Source organism: Ruminococcus sp. RTP21204st1_B2_RTP21204_210225, assembly GCF_040914135.1.
GTDB lineage: Bacteria > Bacillota > Clostridia > Oscillospirales > Ruminococcaceae > Hominimerdicola > Hominimerdicola aceti.
This window is the reverse complement of the sequence record NZ_JBCPGA010000030.1, coordinates 1-23,122: the sequence shown is the minus strand read 5'-3', so window position 1 is coordinate 23,122 and position 23,122 is coordinate 1. Positions and strand designations below refer to the sequence as shown.

The 23,122-nt window shown below is 34.6% G+C and carries 33 protein-coding genes and 3 pseudogenes; 33 read left to right on the top strand and 3 right to left on the bottom strand.

Going from position 1 to position 23,122, the window contains the following annotated elements; translation table 11 throughout:
- Positions 1-166: 166 nt before the first annotated feature.
- The 33 genes and pseudogenes from AB5123_RS10215 to AB5123_RS10055 all read left to right on the top strand — a co-directional run bounded on the left by AB5123_RS10215 (position 167) and on the right by AB5123_RS10055 (position 19,916).
- Positions 167-397: a hypothetical protein gene (locus tag AB5123_RS10215; protein ID WP_038671353.1), complete on the top strand. Its 231-nt coding sequence runs from the start codon at positions 167-169 to the stop codon at positions 395-397.
- Positions 283-876: a hypothetical protein gene (locus tag AB5123_RS10210; RefSeq protein ID WP_148303562.1), complete on the top strand. Its 594-nt coding sequence runs from the start codon at positions 283-285 to the stop codon at positions 874-876. Before AB5123_RS10215 ends, AB5123_RS10210 begins: the two co-directional genes overlap by 115 nt.
- Entirely contained in the window at positions 876-1,205 is a 330-nt protein-coding gene (locus tag AB5123_RS10205; RefSeq protein WP_051706430.1) for a DUF6572 domain-containing protein, read from the top strand. Before AB5123_RS10210 ends, AB5123_RS10205 begins: the two co-directional genes overlap by 1 nt.
- Before the next feature lie 24 nt (positions 1,206-1,229).
- Positions 1,230-1,796: a polymorphic toxin-type HINT domain-containing protein gene (locus AB5123_RS10200; RefSeq protein ID WP_368364774.1), complete on the top strand. Its 567-nt coding sequence runs from the start codon at positions 1,230-1,232 to the stop codon at positions 1,794-1,796.
- A gap of 9 nt (positions 1,797-1,805) precedes the next feature.
- Positions 1,806-2,078: a hypothetical protein gene (locus AB5123_RS10195; RefSeq protein ID WP_207660832.1), complete on the top strand. Its 273-nt coding sequence runs from the start codon at positions 1,806-1,808 to the stop codon at positions 2,076-2,078.
- Between the two features lie 242 nt (positions 2,079-2,320).
- Positions 2,321-2,998: a PoNe immunity protein domain-containing protein gene (locus AB5123_RS10190; RefSeq protein WP_368364770.1), complete on the top strand. Its 678-nt coding sequence runs from the start codon at positions 2,321-2,323 to the stop codon at positions 2,996-2,998.
- Positions 2,999-3,062: 64 nt separating this feature from the next.
- Positions 3,063-3,828 (top strand): annotated as a pseudogene (locus AB5123_RS10185) (polymorphic toxin-type HINT domain-containing protein); the annotation flags it as partial.
- Between the two features lie 19 nt (positions 3,829-3,847).
- Positions 3,848-4,057: a hypothetical protein gene (locus AB5123_RS10180; protein ID WP_117924929.1), complete on the top strand. Its 210-nt coding sequence runs from the start codon at positions 3,848-3,850 to the stop codon at positions 4,055-4,057.
- Between the two features lie 4 nt (positions 4,058-4,061).
- The gene (locus AB5123_RS10175; RefSeq protein ID WP_367616892.1) at positions 4,062-4,238 is read left to right on the top strand and encodes a polymorphic toxin-type HINT domain-containing protein; all 177 of its coding nucleotides are present in this window, start codon (positions 4,062-4,064) and stop codon (positions 4,236-4,238) included.
- Positions 4,239-4,687: 449 nt separating this feature from the next.
- Positions 4,688-4,954, top strand: a complete 267-nt coding sequence (locus AB5123_RS10170) for a hypothetical protein (RefSeq protein WP_038671365.1) — start codon at positions 4,688-4,690, stop codon at positions 4,952-4,954.
- A gap of 215 nt (positions 4,955-5,169) precedes the next feature.
- A complete protein-coding gene (locus tag AB5123_RS10165) occupies positions 5,170-5,712 on the top strand; it encodes a hypothetical protein (RefSeq protein WP_279022520.1) in 543 nt (180 codons plus the stop codon).
- A gap of 102 nt (positions 5,713-5,814) precedes the next feature.
- On the top strand, positions 5,815-6,210 hold the full coding sequence (locus AB5123_RS10160) for a hypothetical protein (RefSeq protein WP_256322180.1): 396 nt from the start codon (positions 5,815-5,817) through the stop codon (positions 6,208-6,210).
- Positions 6,211-6,249: 39 nt separating this feature from the next.
- A complete protein-coding gene (locus AB5123_RS10155; protein WP_038671371.1) occupies positions 6,250-6,591 on the top strand; it encodes a DUF6572 domain-containing protein in 342 nt (113 codons plus the stop codon).
- A gap of 82 nt (positions 6,592-6,673) precedes the next feature.
- Complete coding sequence (locus AB5123_RS10150) at positions 6,674-7,183, top strand: polymorphic toxin-type HINT domain-containing protein (protein WP_051706443.1); 510 nt, start codon at positions 6,674-6,676, stop codon at positions 7,181-7,183.
- Positions 7,167-7,586 (top strand): hypothetical protein, encoded by a 420-nt coding sequence (locus AB5123_RS10145; RefSeq protein WP_195249773.1) that lies wholly within the window; start codon positions 7,167-7,169, stop codon positions 7,584-7,586. Before AB5123_RS10150 ends, AB5123_RS10145 begins: the two co-directional genes overlap by 17 nt.
- A 39-nt stretch (positions 7,587-7,625) precedes the next feature.
- Positions 7,626-8,147, top strand: coding sequence for a T6SS immunity protein Tdi1 domain-containing protein (locus tag AB5123_RS10140; protein WP_368364769.1), 522 nt, complete (start codon positions 7,626-7,628; stop codon positions 8,145-8,147).
- Between the two features lie 236 nt (positions 8,148-8,383).
- On the top strand, positions 8,384-9,118 hold the full coding sequence (locus AB5123_RS10135) for a polymorphic toxin-type HINT domain-containing protein (protein ID WP_368364768.1): 735 nt from the start codon (positions 8,384-8,386) through the stop codon (positions 9,116-9,118).
- Between the two features lie 10 nt (positions 9,119-9,128).
- Positions 9,129-9,467: a hypothetical protein gene (locus AB5123_RS10130; RefSeq protein ID WP_117878352.1), complete on the top strand. Its 339-nt coding sequence runs from the start codon at positions 9,129-9,131 to the stop codon at positions 9,465-9,467.
- 67 nt (positions 9,468-9,534) lie between these two features.
- On the top strand, positions 9,535-10,461 hold the full coding sequence (locus tag AB5123_RS10125) for a polymorphic toxin-type HINT domain-containing protein (RefSeq protein WP_368364767.1): 927 nt from the start codon (positions 9,535-9,537) through the stop codon (positions 10,459-10,461).
- Between the two features lie 106 nt (positions 10,462-10,567).
- A complete protein-coding gene (locus tag AB5123_RS10120) occupies positions 10,568-11,146 on the top strand; it encodes a suppressor of fused domain protein (RefSeq protein ID WP_242989022.1) in 579 nt (192 codons plus the stop codon).
- A 4-nt stretch (positions 11,147-11,150) separates the two neighbouring features.
- A pseudogene (locus AB5123_RS10115) lies at positions 11,151-11,416 on the top strand (polymorphic toxin-type HINT domain-containing protein); the annotation flags it as partial.
- A 506-nt stretch (positions 11,417-11,922) separates the two neighbouring features.
- The gene (locus tag AB5123_RS10110; RefSeq protein ID WP_117859462.1) at positions 11,923-12,267 is read left to right on the top strand and encodes a hypothetical protein; all 345 of its coding nucleotides are present in this window, start codon (positions 11,923-11,925) and stop codon (positions 12,265-12,267) included.
- 119 nt (positions 12,268-12,386) lie between these two features.
- Positions 12,387-13,178 (top strand): annotated as a pseudogene (locus AB5123_RS10105) (polymorphic toxin-type HINT domain-containing protein); the annotation flags it as partial.
- A 21-nt stretch (positions 13,179-13,199) separates the two neighbouring features.
- Entirely contained in the window at positions 13,200-13,727 is a 528-nt protein-coding gene (locus AB5123_RS10100; RefSeq protein ID WP_117893150.1) for a DUF1851 domain-containing protein, read from the top strand.
- A 148-nt stretch (positions 13,728-13,875) separates the two neighbouring features.
- On the top strand, positions 13,876-14,703 hold the full coding sequence (locus tag AB5123_RS10095; RefSeq protein WP_337812540.1) for a hypothetical protein: 828 nt from the start codon (positions 13,876-13,878) through the stop codon (positions 14,701-14,703).
- Positions 14,704-14,708: 5 nt separating this feature from the next.
- Positions 14,709-15,263 (top strand): hypothetical protein, encoded by a 555-nt coding sequence (locus AB5123_RS10090; protein ID WP_118124855.1) that lies wholly within the window; start codon positions 14,709-14,711, stop codon positions 15,261-15,263.
- A 314-nt stretch (positions 15,264-15,577) separates the two neighbouring features.
- On the top strand, positions 15,578-15,751 hold the full coding sequence (locus AB5123_RS10085) for a hypothetical protein (RefSeq protein ID WP_181983850.1): 174 nt from the start codon (positions 15,578-15,580) through the stop codon (positions 15,749-15,751).
- An 84-nt stretch (positions 15,752-15,835) separates the two neighbouring features.
- Positions 15,836-16,564, top strand: a complete 729-nt coding sequence (locus tag AB5123_RS10080) for a hypothetical protein (RefSeq protein WP_267302031.1) — start codon at positions 15,836-15,838, stop codon at positions 16,562-16,564.
- Between the two features lie 14 nt (positions 16,565-16,578).
- Positions 16,579-17,031 (top strand): hypothetical protein, encoded by a 453-nt coding sequence (locus AB5123_RS10075; protein ID WP_337812522.1) that lies wholly within the window; start codon positions 16,579-16,581, stop codon positions 17,029-17,031.
- 32 nt (positions 17,032-17,063) lie between these two features.
- Positions 17,064-17,249 (top strand): hypothetical protein, encoded by a 186-nt coding sequence (locus AB5123_RS10070; RefSeq protein ID WP_368364766.1) that lies wholly within the window; start codon positions 17,064-17,066, stop codon positions 17,247-17,249.
- Positions 17,236-18,024 carry a hypothetical protein gene (locus tag AB5123_RS10065; protein WP_368364765.1) on the top strand — a complete coding sequence of 263 codons (789 nt, stop codon included), beginning with the start codon at positions 17,236-17,238 and terminating at the stop codon, positions 18,022-18,024. Before AB5123_RS10070 ends, AB5123_RS10065 begins: the two co-directional genes overlap by 14 nt.
- An 80-nt stretch (positions 18,025-18,104) precedes the next feature.
- The gene (locus tag AB5123_RS10060; RefSeq protein ID WP_347512770.1) at positions 18,105-19,019 is read left to right on the top strand and encodes a DUF5104 domain-containing protein; all 915 of its coding nucleotides are present in this window, start codon (positions 18,105-18,107) and stop codon (positions 19,017-19,019) included.
- 15 nt (positions 19,020-19,034) lie between these two features.
- Entirely contained in the window at positions 19,035-19,916 is an 882-nt protein-coding gene (locus tag AB5123_RS10055; RefSeq protein WP_117893171.1) for a DUF5104 domain-containing protein, read from the top strand.
- Between the two features lie 424 nt (positions 19,917-20,340).
- Here the strand turns inward: AB5123_RS10055 and AB5123_RS10050 are convergent, their stop codons facing one another.
- The 3 genes from AB5123_RS10050 to AB5123_RS10040 form a co-directional block, all read right to left on the bottom strand.
- Entirely contained in the window at positions 20,341-21,384 is a 1,044-nt protein-coding gene (locus AB5123_RS10050) for a hypothetical protein (protein WP_288163133.1), read from the bottom strand.
- A gap of 3 nt (positions 21,385-21,387) precedes the next feature.
- Positions 21,388-22,512 (bottom strand): ADP-ribosylglycohydrolase family protein, encoded by a 1,125-nt coding sequence (locus tag AB5123_RS10045; protein WP_337812524.1) that lies wholly within the window; start codon positions 22,510-22,512, stop codon positions 21,388-21,390.
- A gap of 445 nt (positions 22,513-22,957) precedes the next feature.
- Positions 22,958-23,116: a helix-turn-helix domain-containing protein gene (locus AB5123_RS10040; RefSeq protein ID WP_368364773.1), complete on the bottom strand. Its 159-nt coding sequence runs from the start codon at positions 23,114-23,116 to the stop codon at positions 22,958-22,960.
- Positions 23,117-23,122 lie beyond the last annotated feature (6 nt).

Here is a 23,122-nt window from a genome sequence, read left to right as displayed (position 1 = left end):
TGATACGAGCACTGCTTTTTTTGTACCCAAAAACACCATAATTCGTACCATTGCTTTACCTTTGTATATGTTAATATGATATGATATGATAATGGTGTGTATATCGCAATAATCGTAAAAGGAAGTGAAATTATGAAGTCTTTTATGCTTAAGTTCTTTAAGAAGTATGGTGGTATGCTTTGCTTTTGCCACTGTCGAAGATAAAAACAAGTCTTTAGACAGAGATGAAATTAGCGTATTTAAAAAAAGAGCCTATTTGATCTTATCAATAGAATTATTCATATGGCTAGCAGTATCAGTGATTTTTCAGCCCATAGAAAAAACTATTCCTATTGTTATGTTTACGGAATATCTAATGTTGGTCATTGGGAAATTAAAACTCAGCAAATATTCGTGATTGGGGTGTTAATACCTATGGATTATGAAGATTACTACTATGAATCTAGAAGTAGATATTATGACGCTTGTTCTGAAGTTAATAACTATGAAAACAGAGCAAATGAGCTGAGGTCTCAGAGACAAAGAAAAATTATATATATCAATCAGCTCAAATCAGATTTAAAAAGACATCAAAAATTGCTTAAAGAACACCCCGAAACCAAACAGGAAATCACTATAAAACCATTTGATAACGATGGCAATTTGGTGGATTATAATGTTAGAGCAGATGAAATAACAAATGATTTTTTTTATGAGGTAAAAGCATCAGATACAGCTCCATATACCCAAAATCAAAAAATTGGTGGCATGATAAGAGGAAAAGGAAAAGACGGCTTTTTAGGCGGCACTATACTTGGACATTTAAAGGGATATACGACAAGGAATGGTATAACTCGCTCCATTCTAGATGATATGAAATTAATAGGAGGTAACTAATGTCTGTACTTGAGAAAAACAGTATTGATTACATTTATGCTGAAGATAATCATATAATTATGGGTATAAGTGACCATTTAACATGGCAGGAAGAAGCAATAGTAGCTCATTGGCAATTGCTTCAAGATAAATTAAAAAACTATATAGGCTTTATAAAATCAGGACAATTGTTTGAACAATATCCTGAATTTGATAAACAGCCTTGTATTAAAATCTTCTTTTCCCAAAATTGCCCAGATGTTGTCGATAAATATTTAAATAAATTAAAAAAATATTGTAACGAATTACAATGTGATTTGGTATGGATATATGATCCGCAGGAAGACTAACTAAAATCATCATAAAAGTCCTACATAAGAAAAGATCCGAAGCTTATTCATTTGGTGATCAACGGCGAAGAAATTGTTACAACTGAAACGCACCCGTTTTATGTGAATGATCGTGGCTTTGTCAAAGCAGGAGAACTAATAGTTGGTGATGAACTTCTTGATGTAAACGGAAATGTTCTTTTAGTTGAAAATTTTGACGTTGAGTTGACAGATGATTCTGTTAAGGTGTATAATTTTCAAGTAGAGGATTACCATACATATCACGTTAGCGGATTAGGTGTGTTGGTGCATAATGCTGGTGATTATTCTAATCTAAAAGATTCAAAATATGTAGGTGAAGGGAAAAAGTTTACAAAGGCTCAAAAAAGACAGATAATACAAGAAAATATGAGACGAAATTGCGGAAAAATAAAATCTGATATGTCAGGAAAAGAACTTGTTCCCGCAACTCAAAGTAAGCTAAACGTAACGCCAGATCCATTGGAAGTTCAAATTGACCACATAAAGCCAAGAAGCAGTGGAGGAAGTAATAGTTATTCTAATGCACAGGTTTTATCAAGAGAAGAAAATATTTTTAAATCAAATAAGTGAGGAAAAATTATGTTTGATATTGATGAAAATACAATGGTAATAACAACTGTAGATATTATTAACAAAAAAAAGAAAGTAGTTTTAGTTTTCCATGATAAAGAAGATGAAATGTGGGAATTTTTGGATGGAGAGGACGTTGGTGAAGAAAGTGCTGCTATAATATCGATTTCGGAAATGGAGCAGATTGATTCTTCTATTGGTGAATTATGTGATCTTCCTCTAGGATGCGGCGCTTTTCGTGATGATGAAACGCAGCCATGGAAATGGTTTGAAATAGAATGACCTCTTTTATTAGTGCCAAACAATAATAAAGGTGAAATTTACTAAGATAAAAAATAATATAGGAAAAATAGTCGATGACCCAGATGACATAATCGAAGGACTTGCAACTGGTGATACTGTTAAGGAATTGTTCAGAGTAAATGTAAGTAACGATAACGGTTTAGTAAATGTTACAACTAGTGTTAAGTCATTAAAGTAGACAATTATTTACATCGAGAATTTTTGATATTAAGGAGAATATTATGCGAGATACAATTAAATCAAAAGAGTATTTTGATGAGTATATTTTGAAAATGTCAGAAGGAATCAAAAGATTTGAAGAGGGTATTGCTGCTGGAAAATACTTAAATGACAAGATGCTTTTTGTAAAAGATTACATTTTACAAAAAAAAATCGGGATAATAATCGCTAAGTATTCAAAAGGTGATTCAATTGAAGAAATAAAAAAAGAATTTGAATCTTCTTTAGATTTGTTTGGTGAAGCTTGGGATGATTCAGTATACGAGAGCAATATTATTTTTGCTTCTTTAGCATATCTTCTGAATTTGGACGATGGTAAGTTGAATATAATTAAAAATAAATTGAGGAAATCTGAAACATATGATTCATTATTAGATTTTATCCTCATTGGAAATAAAAGTGAGTTTGATACATCGAAAATATCCTTCCCTCGTCCATACAAAAAGTTAGTAAAAAGCATTAACGATGAAGATAGAGATGCTTTTCTAAAATATTTGAGAGGATGGTATAAAGGCTCTGTAGATAGTGCTTGGTATGGTACACATGAACTGGTGAATAAATATCAGTATTATGGATATTGGTGTTTTGAAGCTGGTGCTATTGCCAAAAGACTTGGTTTTGTAGATGACGATTTGAAAAATGAGCAGTATTATCCTTATGATATGGTTCATTTCAATTGAGTAATGACGAGGTGATAAAATGACACTTTCGATAGATGGTCGCTTATCTGAACTTATAGCGAACTCCTGTTCTTGAAACCTATATAAGAGAGGTAACAACGCTTGTTCATCTCACTGTGAACGGTGAAGAAATCGTTACAACTGTTGACCACCCGTTCTATGTAAATAGTCGTGGCTTTGTCAAAGCAGGAGAACTTGCAATCGGTGATGAACTTCTTGACCCAAACAAAAACATTCTTTTAGTTGAAAATTTTGATGTTGAGTTGACAGAAGAACCTGTTAAGGTTTATAATTTTGAGGTAGATGAGTTTCATACATATCATGTTGGTGAAATTGGTGTTTGGGTTCATAATGCAAATGCAGATTATAACTTAAGTGAAACCGAGTATCGCAAAATAGGTGAAGATGACACGATTTCATTTGGTGAAAATGAAGAGACTGTTATATATCGAAGAGTTCAAGGAGGAGATGGCAGCAGTAATTCTAGTCAACAAAAAATAACTGTAAATGAAAACGGGTCAATTTCAATTGCTAACAAGAATAAAAATTTAAATATTAGCATAGATAACGGAGAACATTCAACTTATTTTAAAAATGAAGTTCGAGGAAATGAAGCATATACAGTTGAATTTGAGGTACCAAAGTGGTTTGATGACTTATTACAAGAAAATACAATAAGCCAAGATGGTTATCGCTCAAATCCGTTGAATCAAGGGGGAACTGCTCCAAAGCTAACTGATATATCTACACCTGGTCGAAGTTATGAATTACCAGCACCATGGTCTGAATGGATAGAAGAAGTTGCCACTAATGGAAAAATTATAGAGTGAAATCTAAGGAGAGTGCGTAATGGATAATAAAATGCGTATTATGTCGGAAGAATTTGAAAATACAAATACTGGTGAAAAGGTAACTGGTATTACAGTTATGATTGATGGTAAATTAAAACAAGTGTTTGATGTTATGATTAAAAAAAGTGGTGGGGAAAAAAGTTATTTAGAAATGTTGCAAGAGGTGCTTGTTATGGGAATAGATGAGTATATAAAAAGGTTAAAGTAGAGTAATTGTTGCAATCAATAAAGTCATTTCAACAGACCCTGAAACAATGGAAACTTCTCCGAAAACTGTTCTTGAAACCTACATAAAAGAGGTAACAACGCTTGTTCATCTCAATGTGAACGGTGAAGAAATAATCACTACAGTTGACCACCCGTTCTTTGTAAAAAATCAAGGAAACTAAATATGATGGAACAATAAGAACTGGTGGAAGAAGTGGAGGTTCAAGACCTCTTGAAGGCCAGCCGAATACCTATGTGAATACAGAGAGTGGACATAAATTGGTTTATGGGGCGGATGGTAGATTAAATTTGGATATTTCTACAAAGAGAGTCAAAGCAAGAGTCTATGATATTGCTCTGAACGGACACTTATATCCACGTGATATGAAATTAATTGGTCCTGTTCCAAGAGAATTATTAGAAAATCGGTGATTAAAATGAAAATATTTAAAAGCATAGTTGATGAGAGGATACTACATGATTTCTCTAAAATACAGGGCAGGTCTTTAATGAATTATGTTGCTAATTCATCGATATTGAAACGGCAATTAGTTTTGCTAGTTTGTTTTGTCCAGAGATCATTGAAGTTGATGATTGTATATTTATTTCTGAGTTCTATAATGGAAATATCATGGAATTAAGGAAACTTTATAAAAATACTAAAGATATTGAGATGTTCGTCAATAGTTGGTCATTGCAAAGTTTAGTCAAAGAATGTGACGTTATAAATAGTTCAGATGACTATATTGAGGAGTTTGCAAAGGCAATTCAGTATTTTTGGCAACTCAGAGTTAATTCGCTTTTCCCAAGCAGAGATATCGTAGTAGAAATTGGCGAAGAAATTATGGGCGAGGAAGGACTGACAGTTACGTTATATCAAAAAGGTCAGCCTAAGTGATGCAAAAAAATATTACAGTAAAGACGTCTAATTAAAATATTTCACACCTACCGTGTTGACTTCTTTTGTGCGCTGGTACATAATTTTGGTAGAAAATATTCTCCTGCTAAGGACTTTAAGAGGGGTAGATTTTGATTTTAATAATACAAAACCTGCTGATACATCGGGTCAACACGATTTAATAGTAAAGTAATGATATAACGAGGTAATATTTTATGCAAAATGATATAAAAAAAGCGATAGAAGATATATACATAAACGGAAATACAGAATTATTTATTTCAAAGTGCAGGGACACAGTTGATTTTCTTGATGAACTATTGGAAAAAATAAAGACCAAATCTGAAAATGTTGAGAAGTTTTTTGATTCAAACGAGCCTTCTTCAGAGATTAGAATTGTTGTAAATAGGTGTTCTTTTTCAGAAGGTGAAATTGAATATGTTTCGCTACTGCAAATAAACAAGATAGTTAAGTATTTCTACCTTCAAGATGAATTTTCTATTGCCAATCCTGATACTGACGGAATGGATTTATATCTTGATGGATTCAGGAATGAGCCGTATAGTAAAAAGCAATTTGATGTTGATGAAACGATTTGCAATTTTCTCACAGAAAAAGGTTATTCAAGATTATATATTAATGATATGGACGAAGTATATCCAGGTATAAAAAAGTTTAAAGACAGAGAAGAAACTAACCAAATGACTGTGGGAAATGCTTTGTTTATGGATATGTGGGAATTATGTAACAGTGATTAGATATTAGTTACGCAGATAACTCAAAGTTTCCAATGGTGTATAATTTTCAGGTAGAGGATTTCCATACTTATCATGTTTGTACATTGGGCGTGTTGGTGCATAATGCTAGCAAGGATTATTCAGGGAAAAAGGCTGAAACCGTTACCAAAAATCAAGAAAATGGGAAAATTTGAGAAAGAACAATTTTCTAATTTGAAAGAAGCTCACCCTGAAGCAGAAACACAAGTTTCAGTAAAGCCAATGGATTCGAATGGAAATGCCATGAGAAATGGTGGAAATTACCTCGATGGTATTGCTTTAGATTCAGATGGAAATCATTTTATTGAAGAGTATAAAGCGAGTCAAACTGCACCATACACATCTAATCAAAAGGCTAATGGATTTGATACAGGAGCTTTAAATAAAGATCTTGTAGTTACTGGAGAAGGTGGTGGTGTTTTTAAACCTGTAGATGTAATTCCTGAAGGTACACCAATCAATACGATTAGAGGTAAATAAAATTTCATTTAACCAAATTTAAAACAGGAAGTGAAATATATGGCTGTTACAGATGTAAATGTTATTGATGGAATAGCATTTGATGATGATAATAAAACCTTAATTATGGAAATATATGATCATTTGCACTTTGAGGGTAAGTTTGAATTTGATCATATTGTTATATTACAAGATAAGCTCAATACATATTTGTGGTATATTGAGAGTAAGCAATATGCAGATATTTATCCAGATAAGCAATTTGATAATTTTGTAATAAATATTCATTTTCGTTATGAAATAACGGAAAATTGTAAGAAATATATTAATGTGTCAAATCAAAAATTATCTGTTTTGAATATTAAAATAGTATCATATTTGAATACGATTGACACTGAGTGACTTTAATGCGGCTTTGCATGAGAGTTCTATATACAATGTAGCTCAGACGACTATAGCAAGTGTAGCTGTTTTTACCGGCGGAATGAACAGCGGATTTAACAAGGCAGCTAACAGTGCAGGAGTTAAACCGTCATGTTTTGTGGCGGGAACGCTTGTCATGGCGGTTGTCGGAATGGTTGCCATAGAAAAGATAAAGTCAGGAGATAAAATCATTTCAACAGATCCTGAAACAATGGAAACTGGTGAAAAGACCGTCCTTGAAACATACATAAGAGAGGTAACTACTCTTGTTCATCTTACAGTAAACGGCGAAGAAATCGTTACAACTGTTGACCACCCGTTTTATGTAAAAAATCAAGGCTTTATTAAAGCAGGAGAACTAATAGTTGGTGATGAATTTCTTGATGTAAACGGAAATGTTCTTTTAGTTGAAAAATTTAATGTTGAGTTGACAGATGAACCCACTACAGTGTATAATTTTCAGGTAGAGGATTTCCATACTTATCATGTTGGTGAAATTGGTGTTTGGGTTCATAATGCAAGTTGCAAGGTTAATAAAAAAGTAGGAGAAAATTATGATCAAAGGTTTTGAAGACGCATTCACTGATTTACAGTCAGAATTTGTTTCGTTATGTATGGAATATACCAACGGAAGTGTTGATAAAATATATATTTATATTTATCAAGATACATCGCAGAAAATGTTCAATGCTATTTTTGTTAAAGGAAAGAGAGTTATACCTGCTGGGAATTTTGCCGATGATGAGGCCTCTGACGAGTTTTTATCGATCGGAATAAAAGATATTGACAAACTGGTTGAATTGTGCGATATGTATCAATGCAAAGGTCCTAATGAATATAAGTTGGAGTTTGATGTTGCTACTCATAAATTCGATGCATCCTACCGTTATGATAACTATACCAAGAGTGGAATATCACCTGTGTCGGAATTTATGAGTTGGTATGAAGAAATTAAAGAGAAATATGGCAAATAATCAATCGATGTTCAGAATGTGATGAGGCGATAAAAGGGAATGTTTAAAAATTTTTTTAAATTTGTTGATGAAAACAAGAGTTGCCGTTCAATTAAAGACTTTATCAATGCTGTCTCTGGTAAAAGTTATTTAAACGGAATGTACAGATTCTTTGAAAAAAATGATATTGATGAGTGGAATGATATTGTTGGTGACTGTTTTCCTAAATATAAAGATACTTTTTCAGTTTTAAGTTATGATTGGATGGGTCGTATATTTGCTTTGGAAAAGAAAACGAATATGGTGATACTTTTTGAACCTGGTACAGGTGATGTTTATGATACCGATGCCGATATAATAAAATTCCATGATGAACTCATTTCCCAAAATCCTATTGAGTGTCTTGTGTCGGACTTGTTTGAATATTGGTATAAAGCAAATGACTACAAACCTCTGGCCTATAAGGATTGTGTTAGTTATAAAGTGCCTCTGTTTTTAGGTGGTAAAGACGAACTGGATAACCTTGATATATGCGATGTGGAAGTATATTGGGAAATAATGATGCCATTAATGAATCTTTAACCAATATACTTACGGAGGTGTAAAATTGCCAAGCAACCAAGAAAAAGTTTCACAGCTTTTAGCGGCAAGGAGATATATAATAATCCTAAAACGGGAAAACAATTAGTATATGATACAGATGGTAATTACTTTAGGATTGAAGACACAACTTTAACAGGAAAAAGAGTATACACTTATCTATTTTCTAACTTGCGTTTTGAATCTATATATGAGAAGATTCTAAGCTTATTCATTTAGTGATCAACGGCGAAGAAATCGTTACAACTGTTGACCACCCGTTCTATGTAAAAAATCAAGGCTTTATCAAAGCAGGAGAACTAATAGTTGGTGATGAACTTCTTGATGTAAACGGAAATGTTCTTTTAGTTGAAAAATTTAATGTCGAGTTGACAGACGAACCTGTTACGGTGTATAATTTTCAAGTGGAGGGTTTCCATACTTATCATGTTGGTTGCTTTTATGTGTTGGTGCATAATGCTGATTATAATCAATCGCCTAAGGAAATAATGGCTGAGCATACTAAGGGCTTGGACACTCGGGAACATCCCTCTAAATATAAGCAGATTAGTGCCAAAGAAAAGTCAAGGTTAGAATCTAAGGTTAGAGATAGAACAATAACTAAAGATGAGTATAAAAAGCTTGAATGGAATAAGAAAATTTCTGCTAGGCGGCAAGATGCAGTAAATGAATTTTGGGATCAAGAACAGATTAGGTTACAAAAGGGTGAGAATGGAACGCGTAATTGGTCTCCTCAACAGAAGGCTGATATCTTAAACGGCAAACGCCCTACTTACAATGGAAAAACCATACAAGGACATCATACGTACAGCGTTTCAAAATACCCACATTTGTCTGGAAACAGCGAAGTAATATATCCTGCTACTTTTAATGAACACTTAAAAGGTTGGCACGGTGGCAATTTCCGTAATAGTTTGCCAGGAGAACCCATTAAAACAATAATTGATTTTTAAGGAGATTACTATGAGAACTGTAGGCTTAAAACTGGAGAGTTCAGTATTCACAGCTACTATGGCTAAAATTATACGTAAATATCAAGAACTACCCATTTCACAAATCAAACAAATTGTTTCAAACAACGATTATGTGTATAAGTGTGATATTATACGTGCGAACGGAATAAAGACACTTTTACACGTTAAAAAAGATTTGTCCAAAGAAGGAATAAATAGCTATATCTATGTAGAGGGAAAGCTAACAAGTGAAGAATATCTGAATAATTTACTTGTATCATACAAGCAGACAGAAGAGCAAGTTGAGGAAGAAATGGACAGAGAAGCATTATTAGAAGATGATGAGTAAATCTAGTTTTATTCATGAACTTAAGCTTTATTATTGAACGCAAATCAGTGGAGCTATCACATTTGTAATGGGAGGCTTTGATACTCTCGCATTAGGTTCAAAGATATTGTTTGGTGATAACTGGTTTAGTGACTTTAATGCGGCTTTGCATGAGAGTTCTATATACAATGTAGCTCAGACGACTATAGCAAGTGTAGCTGTTTTTACCGGCGGAATGAACAGCGGATTTAACAAGGCAGCTAACAGTGCAGGAGTTAAACCGTCATGTTTTGTGGCGGGAACGCTTGTAATGGCGGTCGCCGGAATGGTTGCCATAGAAACGATAAAGTCAGGAGATAAAGTCATTTCAACAGACCCTGAAACAATGGAAACTTCTCCGAAAACTGTTCTTGAAACCTACATAAGAGAGGTAACAACGCTTGTTCATCTCACTGTGAACGGTGAAGAAATCGTTACAACTGTTGACCACCCGTTCTATGTAAAAAATCAAGGCTTTATCAAAGCAGGAGAACTAATAGTTGGTGATGAACTTCTTGATGTAAACGGAAATGTTCTTTTAGTTGAAAATTTTGATGTTGAGTTGACAGATAAACCCGTAAAGGTGTATAATTTTCAGGTGGAGGATTTCCATACTTATTATGTTGGTGGTTTTCGCATACTTGTACATAATGCAGGGGATGCATATAAACGTCCATCGGGTTATCGTAAAGGCGTTAGGGATAAAACATGGGAAGAAGCAAAGGCGAATTCTCCTGATGGAATTGTTCGTGATCCTAAAACAGGAAAACCAATTAACCCCAATGAGCCTTGGGATATGGGGCATAAACCTGGTTATGAGTTTAGAAAACATCGAGCAAGTGCACAGGAACGTGGTATAGACAGAAAACAGTTTTTAGATGAACACAATGATTCGTCCCACTATCGCCCAGAACTTCCAAGTTCAAATAGAAGTCATTCTTGTGAAGATATGACAGATCAATATTTAGGACCATGATTTTAGATTATTTGTCATAAGCTTGAATTGGTAGTTAAATAACTATTATTGCATTAGTTGGTATTTAAAGTATGTATATAACAAAATAAATTTTTGGAGGTGCAATATGGAAAATATGCAAAACAAAAAAGAGATTTTTAAAATCATTCACGAGGCCGTAAAACTAACGCCGAAGGTTATTTCATATTCTGATGAAACCGAAAGTCATAAGATCGATATATACATTGGTGAAAATAGGCCAGATGTTGGCCTTACAACATATTCAACTATTGGTTTGTCAGAGTATCCAATAGAAATTGTGGATAGACAAGGAAGAGAAATCAGGGTGGAATTTATAGGTATGTGCACGAGTGAGTTCACAAGTTTTCCTAATATATTAGCGTCCTGTGCGTTCAATATTATCAAGGATCATTATTCGTACACTCCTGGGATGGTGAACATGAATGTTATTGATGATTATTATAAAAACTTAGAAATGAGGCATATTTATTACACTATCCCGTCATACTGGGAGGATTTGCAAGGCCATCTTATTGACGGTCATATAGTAAACTGGCTGTTTGCAATACCTATCTCGGACAATGAACTGGATTATTTAAACGAAAATGGTGTAGACGCTTTTGAAGACTTGTTGGAAAGCAATGATACTGAGGTATATGATTTGTATCGAAGGTCTATCATCTAAATGACACCTTATTGTGAACAGCGAAGAAGTCGTTACAACTGTTGACCATCCGACCACCCGTTCTATGTAAAAGATAAAGGCTTTGTCACTGCTGGCGAACTTAAAATTGGGGATGAACTGCTTGATGCTAATGGCAATGTTCTTTTAGTTGAAAATTTTGATGTTGAGTTGACAGAGAAACCTGTTACAGTGTATAATTTTCAGGTAGATGAGTTTCATACATATCATGTTGGCGAATTAGGTGTATTAGTTCATAATGCAGAAAAATATGGTAACGGTCATTATGATAATAATCCTAGTGATAATCCCAAAGTATTAGCTGATGCTGAAGAAGATCCCAATGCAGTGTATGGCTATAAACCCAAAAAAGATGGCAGTTTGAAAAATTTCGCTAATGAGGATTGGTCAGATCCGGAACTTGTTGAAAGTGCAAGGCAAAAAAGAATTCAGTATATTGAAGATGATAGATCAATATGCGATTTAGTTTCTGATATGAAAAATAAAGGATGTTCTACAGAAGAAATAGCACATTCAATTTGTGATTATCGTAATCAAACAAGGTTAAATTCCTATCTCGATTTAGATGGAAATATTATAAATGAAAATGGATATAATGCTGCTTTAGAACGTATGCAAACTAGGTCTTATGATGCGTTAATTTCTAGTGGCAAGACACCAGAACAAATTATCAGTTCATCGATGAGAACAAATCCGGCAATGGATGCATGTGTAGGACTTTATGATGAAAATTTTAATAGTTATTAAGGAGTAATCATATGTACAAAATTGAAAAGAAAGAAAACTATGAGATTTATGCTTTTGACGAAATTGATTTAAGGATAAAGATTGTTGATAATAATTTATTAAAGAATGTATATATTAATTATAAAGGTTATAATCCATTATTTACAATGCTTTTAGGTGAGTTTTCTGCGGATTGCGAAATAGATTCAATACATTTTGATGTTAAAAGTGAGAATAGTAGACAAAATAATACCCTTTACGCAATTGTACAAAAAGAAGTTTTAGAGCTTTTTATTAAAGACATATATTTTTTTATAATAGAAAATAAGATAGAGCAAAAGCTTAATGAAAGAGATAAATCAATTTGGTCTTTTTAACTAATTGAATGAAGAAATTTACAATTTGCACAGATTAGCATAGCCGGTGTTGCCGTATTACAGGCGGAATGAACAGCGGATTTAACAAGGCAGCTAACAGTGCAGGAGTTAAACCGTCATGTTTTGTGGCAGGAACGCTTGTCATGGCGGTTGCTGGAATGGTTGCCATAGAAAAGATAAAGTCAGGAGATAAAGTCATTTCAACAGATCCAGAAACATTTGAAACTGCTGAAAAAACTGTACTTGAAACATACATAAGAGAGGTGAACAAACTTGTTCATCTTACAATAAATGGAGAAGAAATAATCACGACATTTGATCATCCGTTCTATGTAAGAGAGCGAGGATTTGTAAATGCTTGTGAACTTTGGGTAGGTGCTCAACTACTTGATGTAAACAATAACATTTTAGTTGTAGGAAATACTCGTCTTGAACTTGCAAAAAATCCTGTTAAGGTTTATAATTTTCAGGTAGAGGACTATCATACTTACTATGTTGGTGAGAATGGGGTTTGGGTTCATAATGCAAATTGCAAGTTGATAAAAAATGATGACGGTACATATGATGCTGAGCTATCATATAAAGAGGATTGGACACCAGAGCAACGAGCAGAAGCCGATGCAAAATGTAAAGCTTTATCGGATGCTGATACTGTAAAAACTAAGGTTGAAAGAAATGATTCTCCGTCTGTAGAATATAAGAAGGCATTTGGAAAAGATTCGATACCAGCTGGCAAAGATATTGATCACACAATAGATTTACAACTTGGCGGAAATCCTGATGTAAAAGTTAATGGAAAGCCTTTGGATAAAAGTGTAAATAGGAGTCTTGGCAAACAAATAGGCTATTTGATTAAAGATTTTGATTACGGTACAATAATAAGGAAATTTACAATGGTCAATCGACAATAAATTATTGAGGAGTGTTAATTCATGTACGAAAATTTTAACGAATTCATTAAGAATAATGAAAAATTGGATATTAAAAGCGAAAGAGAGTTTTTAGAGGTTTATAATGGTAAATCATTCTTAAATGGGCTATACAGAATCCATAATCTAGAAGATAGAGAAAAATGGAATGAAATAATAGGTAAAACATTTCCGCCAGCAATGGGAAAAATAATGGTTTTTGGCTATGATTGGCTAGGACGGAGTTTTGCAATTTATAATGAGACGGATACAGTACTGATGTTTGAGCCAGGAACAGGTGAAGCCTTTGATACTGATTTTAACTTTTATGACTTTCACAATAAAGAAATTCCCACTAATCATTTGGTATGCTTAGCTTCAGAGTATTATGAAAAGTGGCGTAAGGCAAATAACAATTATATTTTACCGCATAACAAGTGCGCAGGTTACAAAGTACCGCTATTCCTAAATGGAAAAGATGTGGTGGAAAATCTTGAAATATCCGATATGGAAGTATATTGGGAAATAATGATGCCATTAATGAATCTTTAACCAATATACTTACGGAGGTGTAAAATTGCCAAGCAACAAAAAAAGTTTCACAGATTTTAGATACTATTAGGAGTTGTAGTAAAATACAACTGTATAAACTCTGACTATTATTGAGAGCAAAGACGATTTTTACGACGAGTACTACTACATGAAGCCCGAATGTGAAAAAAGCCGTTGGGAGAAATTCAAAGACGGCTGCAAAAAAGTCGGCGAATGGTGCAAGGAGCATTGGAAAGCTGCTATAACAATAGTAATAGTTATTGCGGCTGTGATTTTAGTAGCCACCGGTGTCGGTGGTATATTGGGTGCTATGGCATTAGGCGCATTGTTCGGCACAGGCATAGGAGGTCTTTTCGGCGGTATTATTTCTGCTGTTACAGGAGGTTCGTTTTGGGATGGCTTTGAAAACGGAGCGTTTTCAGGAGCTATTGCAGGAATTATTTCAGGAGGAATGGGATTTGGGTTGTCTGCCGGAGGAAAAGCCGCTTTAGGACTTGGCAAAACTATGCTTATTGGTGCAGCATCGAGCTTGGGTTCCTCGCTAATTAGCGATTTAGGAGATATATTAATTAAAGGTGAAGATATTTCGTTAGGCGAGGTATTTTTCAATGCTGCTTTTTCTGGTGCATTTGGAGCTGCATTTGCAGGGGCTAGCTATGGCATTTCTAAAGCCTTTGGTTCACTATTAAAAAATTCTTCCTGGCTTTCAAAAGCAAAAGAGTTATTTAGAATTGGCAAAACTTCTAATGCTAATTATGGTAAAATAACATCTTATACGACAACAAATCCTAAGGGTATTTCAATAAATTTTTCAAGTTATAATTCTAAGTCATTTAGAATTGAATTTGACGTGTCAAGATATTTACATTATCATTTTCCTTCTTTGTTTGGAAGTAAAGCTCATATTCCTTTATCTCCAATAATTGATTCGAGTATATCTCGTGTCATATCAAATTATTTTCTTAGTGAGGATTAGTCATTATGAGATATAATAATGAAGTATTTGTAAAATATAGAATAGATAAAGATTCAATTGTTTTTTGGACTTCGGACATTAATGAAAATATTTCTGCTGCCAAGGTATTAAACGAGTTTTTATATGATTTTTCTAAAGGAAAAAAGATATTTTTTCATGGTTACAGATTGCCGGAAGAACATCTTTCTCAAATAGTTGATACAAAGGTAATCTTAGAAAAATCAGAAATCATTAATGACCCATTTAATATTTTTTTGAGATTAAGCGATGCGAAAATAAATATAAATCATTTTGATTGTGCGTGCGAGTCAATGATATATTATTTTGATAATAAGGTTAATTGGACGGATTTTTTAGCAACATCTATCATTAGTCAGCCTCAAAAATATATTAAAGAAGGAATATTAATAGCCTATTTTGCTTCTGTGGACCAAGGGGCAGATTATTGGTTTGAATGTAGCAAGGATTACAAAGAAAATGTGTTGATATTACTCCGCACTCTAACGGCATTAGGATGTAGAGTAAAACAAGTTTCTCATTTATCATTTCCATATAATTAGAGCGTATCAGATGAATTTTTGGAAAAAACCAATTAAGGTGAGATGAGATGGAATATTTATTATTTGAAATACTGTATCGAGGTTTAAACTATGAGAAGATGCGAACCACTAAACACATAAAAAGCAAACAGATAATTGAACTTAGAAAACATATGGCACTATTGAAAATGGTTTTGCACCTTGTCAATGCTATATACTATAAATTAGGAAATGATTATTGCAAAGCAATAAAAAAATAACATTACATCAATAATAAAAAATGATCCTGAATATGCCGTAAAATATTATCACCCTTTATTAATGATAATGCTGATTTGAAATCACTGAAATCAAAAGTGCTTTCCATAGATGAAAGCATATGTGATGTTGATGATGTTATCAGCTCAATAAAATCATCAACGCAGACCCAAGAGGACAAAATTAAATCACTTGAGTCATTGAAAGAAAATATTAGTGAATACATTTCCGATGTTGTGACTATTGACTAAAATGCGGCTGATGCTATCAATAAAAGCAAGAATGATTTTTATGATAAATATGAATACTTAAAACCGGATATTGAAAAAAGCTGGTTGGAAGAAAAAGTAGATAACGCTTGCGAGTGGTGCAAGGAAAATTGGCAGTCAATAGTTAGTGCGTTTGTGACTATTGTCATTGTTGTCGGTATTGTTATATTGAGTATTTCAACATTTGGAACGGCAATTCCAGTAATTGCTGTTGGTGTAGTTGGAGCAATCGTAGGCATTTCAGGTCAATTAATTAGTGATACTATTTCATGTGCGATAACAGGCGATTGGGATGGTAACTGGCAATCATATATTGGATCAGCGATAGGTGGTTTTGCTGGCGGTGTTTTATTATTGCTTACTAATCCAATTGCTGCTTGTTCAGCAGAGGCGGCAATATCAACGTTTTTTGGCGAAAATCTTGAAAATATTACTGGGGGACAAAAACGATCGACTTTTGAAATATTATTTGATACTGGTTTAAGCACAGGAACAGCGGCTTTTTTTAGTGTTGCTTTAAGTAAAATTACTGGAAAGCTTTCAAAAACTCTTTCGAAAAAAATTCCGGTGTTCAAAAGACTTTCAGGCATAAATAGCTATGATGCTTCATTTAAAATGGTAATAACAAAATTAAAACAGGGAAGTATTAAAAAATTTCATTATAAAACAATTAGAAATGGTGTAATTTCAGGACTTTCTGAAGGTACATTGGAAAATATAGCAAGTGGTTTTTTGATGGGATTAAGGAATGGTATGACGAATGGAGAGAGTTGTCACAAAATTAATAAGAAATGAAGGAGGTCTGATCAATGAAATCAAAATCGAAATTTACTGTGAAGATGCCGTCAGAGATTTATAAAGGTGAAGTTTTTATAACTGCTTTTTTCATTGTTTTAAACGTAATGTATACGATTTTTGGTGATCCTCCGCATTTCCCTATGTATATTTCAACAATATTATTCATTTTTATTCCAATAGCTATTTCATTATTGTGGATAAGAAAATTAAAAATTGTAGTAAGCGGCAGCAAAATAACCGTTAGGAAGATTTTGGGATCCAAATATAGTGTGGATGTTTCAGAAATAACAAAGATAAAATGGATAATTAATGATACTAGATTAGGGGTTAATGAAAAAGTTTTAATATATGTGAACTCTGAGCATTTTGCTGTTGAAACTCTTATGGACGGATTTGAAATAATGTCAGAATATCTTTTGAAAAATGTTGATCCTGATAAAATAATTTATATTAATAAAAAATAGGACATTTGGCAATAAAATAATCGGAATATGTTGTGCGTATTGACGGCGATGTCGCTGATGTTATTAATAAGAGCAAAGATGATTTTTACGATAAGTATGAATACTTAAAACCAGAATGCGAAAAGAGCTGGTTGGAAAAAGCTAAAGAGTGGATTGATTCAGCTTGTGAATGGTGTAAAGATTTATGGAATAAATTTATAGATTTTGACTTTTTTTAATTTTATAGGCAAATTAATTCATAGTGAAGGATTCAGGAATTTCGTAACCTTTGCAGTTGGAATATTTTATCAGATAGGTGGTGTCTGGCTGATAAAGAAAATTGCGGAGTTAGGAACAATCGCCGCAGTATTTGTGAGAAAGCACCCGATTTTGTCTTCATATATTCCTGGATTGAATGTTGTTGCAGATATGGATGATGATGGTATCTATCATATGAGACCTGATTGTTTGCAGCAATATGCACATTATACCACATGCTATGACGATGTTTTCCGAGCTGCGGTTAACAAAGCTTCGGACGGTGAAATAACCGTAGATGTTCATCAATCTCAGATTTTTTGGGTAGATCTTGACGGTGATAAATCCAAAGATGAAGGAGAAGAATTTATAATATGGTCATGGAAGGGCGACTATATGAACCTTGGAGCAGGCGCTGAAACAGGTATTTATCAGGTGAAAGATGGAGAAATTGATGAGTATGGAAATTATATTATGGAAAATGGTGAATACTCATATCTTTATGCCGAGGTTAACAGAGAATATTCTGTTGATATGACTCTTGAATTATATCATGATTCTAATGGGGATGGAATCTTCAGTGATGATGAGCAGCTGTATAAACATGAACCAGATGAATTACAATGGTGGCTAACTGGATTTGATCCGTTGGTTCAGAATGTTAAAACTGAGGATCTACAAGCCGTAACTACTATAGATTTTTTTGAGCTTTGGAGAAAACAAAGATATAATGTTAGATTCTTTCAGAGAATTTAATGCAGGAGAAGTCGAATGGGATATTTCAGAAAAAGATTCGGGTTCATACATTGTAACTCTGATTTGGTAAGGAGAATATTATGTTAAAATTTAAAAACTTGCTTTGCTGCACAATGTCCGTAATATTGATGTTATGCCTAATGTCCTGTTCTGTTGTAGAAAAATTGAACAGCCATTATGAAGGTGATCTCATTATTGATCAGACGGAGAATGTGAGTGTTTCAGAAACAGTAATAAAGGCTTTGGAAAATAACGATGCGGACGCAATCAAAAATCTGTTTTCTGTTCGTGCCAAAGATCTTTGTCCGGATCTGGATGAAGGGATCGGATATATGCTCAGCATATATGAAGGCGAATTTGTTGAAGTTACGCAGAATAATTCAAGCTCAAATAAATATTCGAGCAGTGGTGAAAGATGCATTGTTTCTCCGGTATGCGTTTTTAAAACAACAGAAAACTACTATAAGCTTACTTGGAATGCGTGGACGATAAATGAAAAAGATAAGGAAAAAGAAGGAGTCTACAGCATGAAACTCCAGATTTGGCCGGATGCCGGACTGGATCAGGGAGGTGAAGATCTTTTTGTTGCAGGGGTAGTGTATCCTGCTAATTCCGAGGAAAGTGATATGGCGTTTACTCTTTGGAAAAACATTTATCAGCAAAAAAATCATGACGATCGCATAGAGAGATTTCGTGAGCTGCTTTCTGACAATATGCTGGCTTCAGGCGTAACGGACGATGAAATAGATCGCTTTTTTGATTACTGTCAGCCAATGCGAGAACTTTACGAAGGCTGGACGGAAATTGATGATGGAAATATCACCGTTTATATTACGTCCATGAAAAATGATACTCCGATATGTTTTTGTTTTAGACTTGACAAGGAACAAACGGATAAAATATCTTTTCTAAAATTTGCCGAGATAGACGATGAAAAGACTATCGGTGATTATAATTTATCGGAAGAAAATGCGGGAATTTATTTGCCAGATTAATGGAAGTGATTAAATGTGAAAAAAAGTACAATATCCGTTTTGCTTACTTTGTTATTGGCAAGTTCTACAGGCTGTACTATATTAAACGATAGCCAAAGTTCAATAGAAAATGATGATAAATTAATTATCGATCAAACCTCAACGAAAAATACTTCGGATGTTCTGATACAAGCCTTGGAGACCAACGATGCTGAACTTTTTAAAAGCGTTTTTTCAGAGCAGACTTTGAAATTACAGCCTGATATTGATGAAGGTATCAAATACATATTTAATATATTTGAGGGTGACAATTTAGAGATAGTTTATGGAAATCAGTCATCAGAATCTTTTTCTGATTTGCAGGCAAAATGTGTATGGTCGATCTGTGTAATTAAGACTACTGAAAAATGCTATTCATTAACATGGACTGAGTGGGTACAGCAGGAAACTGATCCGTCTGCCCAAGGCGTATACAGCTTGATTTTTGAAGAATGTGAGGAAGATCAGAGAGGAGCAGGCGGCGGAGATCTGCTTGCCGGAATATATTACCCCGGATGTGAAACCGAGTCTGATATTTTAAACACATTTTTCGGGGCGATGCATAATAAAGACCGAGAAGAGCTTGAAACTATATTTTCCAATGAGTTTCTGGAGGATCCGGAAGCTGTGAAGAATATGGATAAATTTATAGAACGATATACTCCTTCATATTCTAATTTGTTAGCCGCATGGGAGGTCAATGATACTATTTGCATTCAACTAAGGCGTTTCGATGCTTTTATTTGTCTGCATTTTGATAATAAACAGACAGATAAAATATCATCTATTCGAGTATTTGACAGTACAACTGAAGATGAAGAAAGCATATCACGATACGATTTTAACCAAGATGAAATGGGAATTTATTTTCCAGATTAGTCAAATGTATCTTAATAAGTATCAATAATGTTTTATTACATATTTTAGATACGAATCTAAAGGCAAGGAATAAAAAACAAATGAGCAGCGAAATAATCGGAACAAAATTCAAGTACACGGTATTAACATTGACACCGTTTTCTTCACACCATTTATGCACTGTAAGTCCGCTACTTTTCTGTGCCTGGATCTGGGCTGACCATTCAGTCAGGCGAAATTCGTTCTTTACCGTTGCGATCGTTGTTTTCATTATCTTTATCTCTACATCTAATTTGGTCTAAGTAGCTCTATAGACTTTTTTGGGATTGGGTAATTTACTCTATGGAGTTGCTTGAAGTTTATTATACTTCTTTAGTCATCGGTGGGGTAGATGCGGAGGGTTTGACGGTTACATTCAAATTCACAGCGTCAATGATAGATGATATTAACACCAGTTTGCAGAACTGTAAAATCTCAGCTTTCCGTCCTTGTCCACGTCATAATTATATACTGACATTTGGTTTTTGAAAAATCTGTCCTTGAGATATGTGCCTTTTAGTTTGCATAGATACGAATATTCCTCGCTGTTCTCAGGCTTGCACTTTTCAAAACCGATTCTCTTCCGACGTGTATCAAACCATTTTTTATCATTCTGTCCGCCAAGACGTTTGTACTCGTCATAAGTCCTATTCTTTTGTATCAACAGTTTATCGTTTTCTCGATACTTCTTGGGATATATGGGAAATTCCTTTTCATCAAAATCTGTTGTAACTCTCCAGCTATCCTCATTAACAGGATACACACCTACCACTATCTGCCTATAAAGTGCTAAAACATATTTTGCATACCTTGTACGCCTTATGTTTATATCCCAAAAGCCCCTTGCTGAATCGTATATAAAATCTTCCCTTTGCAAGTCGGCACATTTTTCCTTGTACATAAGCGGATAGCTTTTATTTATTGTAATGAAAACAACAGGGATATTTTCACAGTATTCTTTGAAATCCACTTCTCTTATGGCAACATTATCAAGAAAATCCTGCACATTTCTCGCTTTCGTTTTATATCCGTCAAGTGCGTGAGAGTGCTTTTCAGCATTGCTTGCATGACCATTAGAAATATTGGTGAGCGTTTCAGGAAAAATGTAATCATACATATTCATAAGCGCAGATTCGCACATAAATGCTTCATTTTCGGTCAACCCCCATTTTATTATGACCTTTTCAACCTTGCCGCTACTTTTAATGATAGTTTTTATTTTCTCAGATAATTTGGAATAATCGACATTTCTATCTCCGTTTTCTGAGCGTATAACTTCTAACAGCTTATCAGCGTCGTTTTCGTGACAAAACACTCGTCCGCCTTGCCCTTTGCCGATATAAAAAGGCTTTCCATTATCGTCTTGCAGCATATAAACATAAAACCTGTCTTCCATGTTCTCGCCCAATGTGTAACTAAGTCTTGTGAGTTCGTCATTCCGCTCGCTCAAAGCCTACCCCCTCTTTCCATATGTCTTATGAACATACTTATCCAGCCATACCTTGTCATCATGATCGCTGTATTCAGACATCTGGCAATCGTTGTAAAGATCGTCTGCAAGGGTCAAAAGAACATCATGAAATTCCAAATTCGTCTTAAACTTTTGTGGTATTGCATTGTAGCCAAGATATGCGCCAAGAATATTTCCGCAAACTGTACCTGTTGAGTCGCTGTCGCCGTTGTGATTTACCGCTGTGCATACAGCTTTATCAAAATCATCCTGATATCTCAGTGAACAATACACTGCAATAGCTAAAGTCTCCTCAGCCACCCAGCCCTCGCCAAGCTTATGTATATTGTCGAGGTCGCTGTCGCCTGACTGTGAAAGCTTGACCGCAAGCTCGATTAATTCCACAAAATCGTCAATATATTTAGCTCTGTTAAATATCTGCTGCATTGTCCTTACCGAACTCGTAACAGCTTCAAGCAGTGTGATATCATTATTGTGGGACAACAAACTGACCATATGAACAAGAGCCGCCGCAGGGATATATCCAAGCTCATGCCCATGAGTAATAGCGGCACATTCAGCGCCTATCTTATCAATACTTGCGATATCCATTTTACCCTCTGAAAAATATAGCCCGATAGGTGCGACACGCATTATTCCGCCACAGCCTTTGCTGTTATTTATAGGCTTTTCTATAGTACCCTTTCCCCCTGCCGCCAAGGCTGACAAACAAGTATTTCCCGGTGCACGGCGGCTGAACATTTCAGGCAAATTCATGACCCAGCTATATTTCGCATAATTTTCTTCAATATCAACAGGATAATTTGCGGTCTGTGTCAGATACCAACCTTGATACTCAAATGCCATGTAGGTCGAAAAGTCGCCCATTATCCCACGAAGCTTGCCCCTTGTTATCCCGTCCAGCAACGCAGTTGCAGTAAACATCGTCATTTGAGTATCGTCAGAAATAAGGGCTTTGCCATTTTTGAGCGCATATTCAGTTATGCCATTTTCTCCATATTCGCTGAAAATTTGTCTTTCACTGCAAAATTCCACGGCATACCCCAAAGCGTCACCCACAGCACCACCGACCAGCGAACCTCTGTATTTATCAAGCATATCATCCATTTTGTTTTCCTCCTATGATCTTAATTTCTTTTATTATACCACACTTATAAAGGTTTGTGGGAAATAATTTTGTACAGTAAAAGTAACCGTCAAACCCTCCGCATCTACCCCACCGATGACTAAAGAAGTATAATAAACTTTAAGCAACTACATAGAGTAAATTACCCAATCTCAAAAAGTCTATAGAGCTGCTTTGGTTTTGTCAATATCACTTGACACATTTTATTCGAACAAGAATTATGCAACGAGAAAGATATGATCATAGTAGAGCTTTCTTCGGTCTTCCGGAGGCAGCCCACCGTTGGCGGTGCAGATTGTTCCGGAACCTTCGGACAAGATCTCATCAATAAACTGAGTTGTATTATTAAGGTGTTCTTTTCTCTGCTTGCAGATTTTGTCATACTCTCTTAAATCTGATATCTTTTTATCAAGTTTAGCTATTTCATCAGTCCGACAGGACATTTGTGTCAGAATGTATATTTCTCATTGAATTACACTCTGCACTGCGATAGTATTTTCTGTAATTTGCTGGTGTAACGCCGTACAGCTTTTTGAATCTGCGGCAGAAATAGCCGATGTTCTCAAATCCCGTTTCCTGCGCTATGGTGCA

What these genes read in the sequence shown, in the direction of transcription:
- AB5123_RS10130 (WP_117878352.1), top strand. Translation starts at nt 9,129, where the DNA reads ATGAGAACTGTAGGCTTAAAACTGGAGAGTTCAGTATTCACAGCTACT.
- AB5123_RS10180 (WP_117924929.1), top strand. Translation starts at nt 3,848, where the DNA reads ATGGATAATAAAATGCGTATTATGTCGGAAGAATTTGAAAATACAAAT.
- AB5123_RS10075 (WP_337812522.1), top strand. Translation starts at nt 16,579, where the DNA reads ATGAAATCAAAATCGAAATTTACTGTGAAGATGCCGTCAGAGATTTAT.
- AB5123_RS10170 (WP_038671365.1), top strand. Translation starts at nt 4,688, where the DNA reads ATGGAATTAAGGAAACTTTATAAAAATACTAAAGATATTGAGATGTTC.
- AB5123_RS10120 (WP_242989022.1), top strand. Translation starts at nt 10,568, where the DNA reads ATGGAAAATATGCAAAACAAAAAAGAGATTTTTAAAATCATTCACGAG.
- AB5123_RS10110 (WP_117859462.1), top strand. Translation starts at nt 11,923, where the DNA reads ATGTACAAAATTGAAAAGAAAGAAAACTATGAGATTTATGCTTTTGAC.
- AB5123_RS10155 (WP_038671371.1), top strand. Translation starts at nt 6,250, where the DNA reads ATGGCTGTTACAGATGTAAATGTTATTGATGGAATAGCATTTGATGAT.
- AB5123_RS10045 (WP_337812524.1), bottom strand. Translation starts at nt 22,512, where the DNA reads ATGGATGATATGCTTGATAAATACAGAGGTTCGCTGGTCGGTGGTGCT.
- AB5123_RS10210 (WP_148303562.1), top strand. Translation starts at nt 283, where the DNA reads ATGGCTAGCAGTATCAGTGATTTTTCAGCCCATAGAAAAAACTATTCC.
- AB5123_RS10125 (WP_368364767.1), top strand. Translation starts at nt 9,535, where the DNA reads ATGGGAGGCTTTGATACTCTCGCATTAGGTTCAAAGATATTGTTTGGT.
- AB5123_RS10165 (WP_279022520.1), top strand. Translation starts at nt 5,170, where the DNA reads ATGCAAAATGATATAAAAAAAGCGATAGAAGATATATACATAAACGGA.
- AB5123_RS10150 (WP_051706443.1), top strand. Translation starts at nt 6,674, where the DNA reads ATGAACAGCGGATTTAACAAGGCAGCTAACAGTGCAGGAGTTAAACCG.
- AB5123_RS10160 (WP_256322180.1), top strand. Translation starts at nt 5,815, where the DNA reads ATGCTAGCAAGGATTATTCAGGGAAAAAGGCTGAAACCGTTACCAAAA.
- AB5123_RS10215 (WP_038671353.1), top strand. Translation starts at nt 167, where the DNA reads ATGGTGGTATGCTTTGCTTTTGCCACTGTCGAAGATAAAAACAAGTCT.
- AB5123_RS10090 (WP_118124855.1), top strand. Translation starts at nt 14,709, where the DNA reads ATGAGATATAATAATGAAGTATTTGTAAAATATAGAATAGATAAAGAT.
- AB5123_RS10145 (WP_195249773.1), top strand. Translation starts at nt 7,167, where the DNA reads ATGATCAAAGGTTTTGAAGACGCATTCACTGATTTACAGTCAGAATTT.
- AB5123_RS10095 (WP_337812540.1), top strand. Translation starts at nt 13,876, where the DNA reads ATGAAGCCCGAATGTGAAAAAAGCCGTTGGGAGAAATTCAAAGACGGC.
- AB5123_RS10195 (WP_207660832.1), top strand. Translation starts at nt 1,806, where the DNA reads ATGTTTGATATTGATGAAAATACAATGGTAATAACAACTGTAGATATT.
- AB5123_RS10100 (WP_117893150.1), top strand. Translation starts at nt 13,200, where the DNA reads ATGTACGAAAATTTTAACGAATTCATTAAGAATAATGAAAAATTGGAT.
- AB5123_RS10140 (WP_368364769.1), top strand. Translation starts at nt 7,626, where the DNA reads ATGTTTAAAAATTTTTTTAAATTTGTTGATGAAAACAAGAGTTGCCGT.
- AB5123_RS10190 (WP_368364770.1), top strand. Translation starts at nt 2,321, where the DNA reads ATGCGAGATACAATTAAATCAAAAGAGTATTTTGATGAGTATATTTTG.
- AB5123_RS10205 (WP_051706430.1), top strand. Translation starts at nt 876, where the DNA reads ATGTCTGTACTTGAGAAAAACAGTATTGATTACATTTATGCTGAAGAT.
- AB5123_RS10060 (WP_347512770.1), top strand. Translation starts at nt 18,105, where the DNA reads ATGTTAAAATTTAAAAACTTGCTTTGCTGCACAATGTCCGTAATATTG.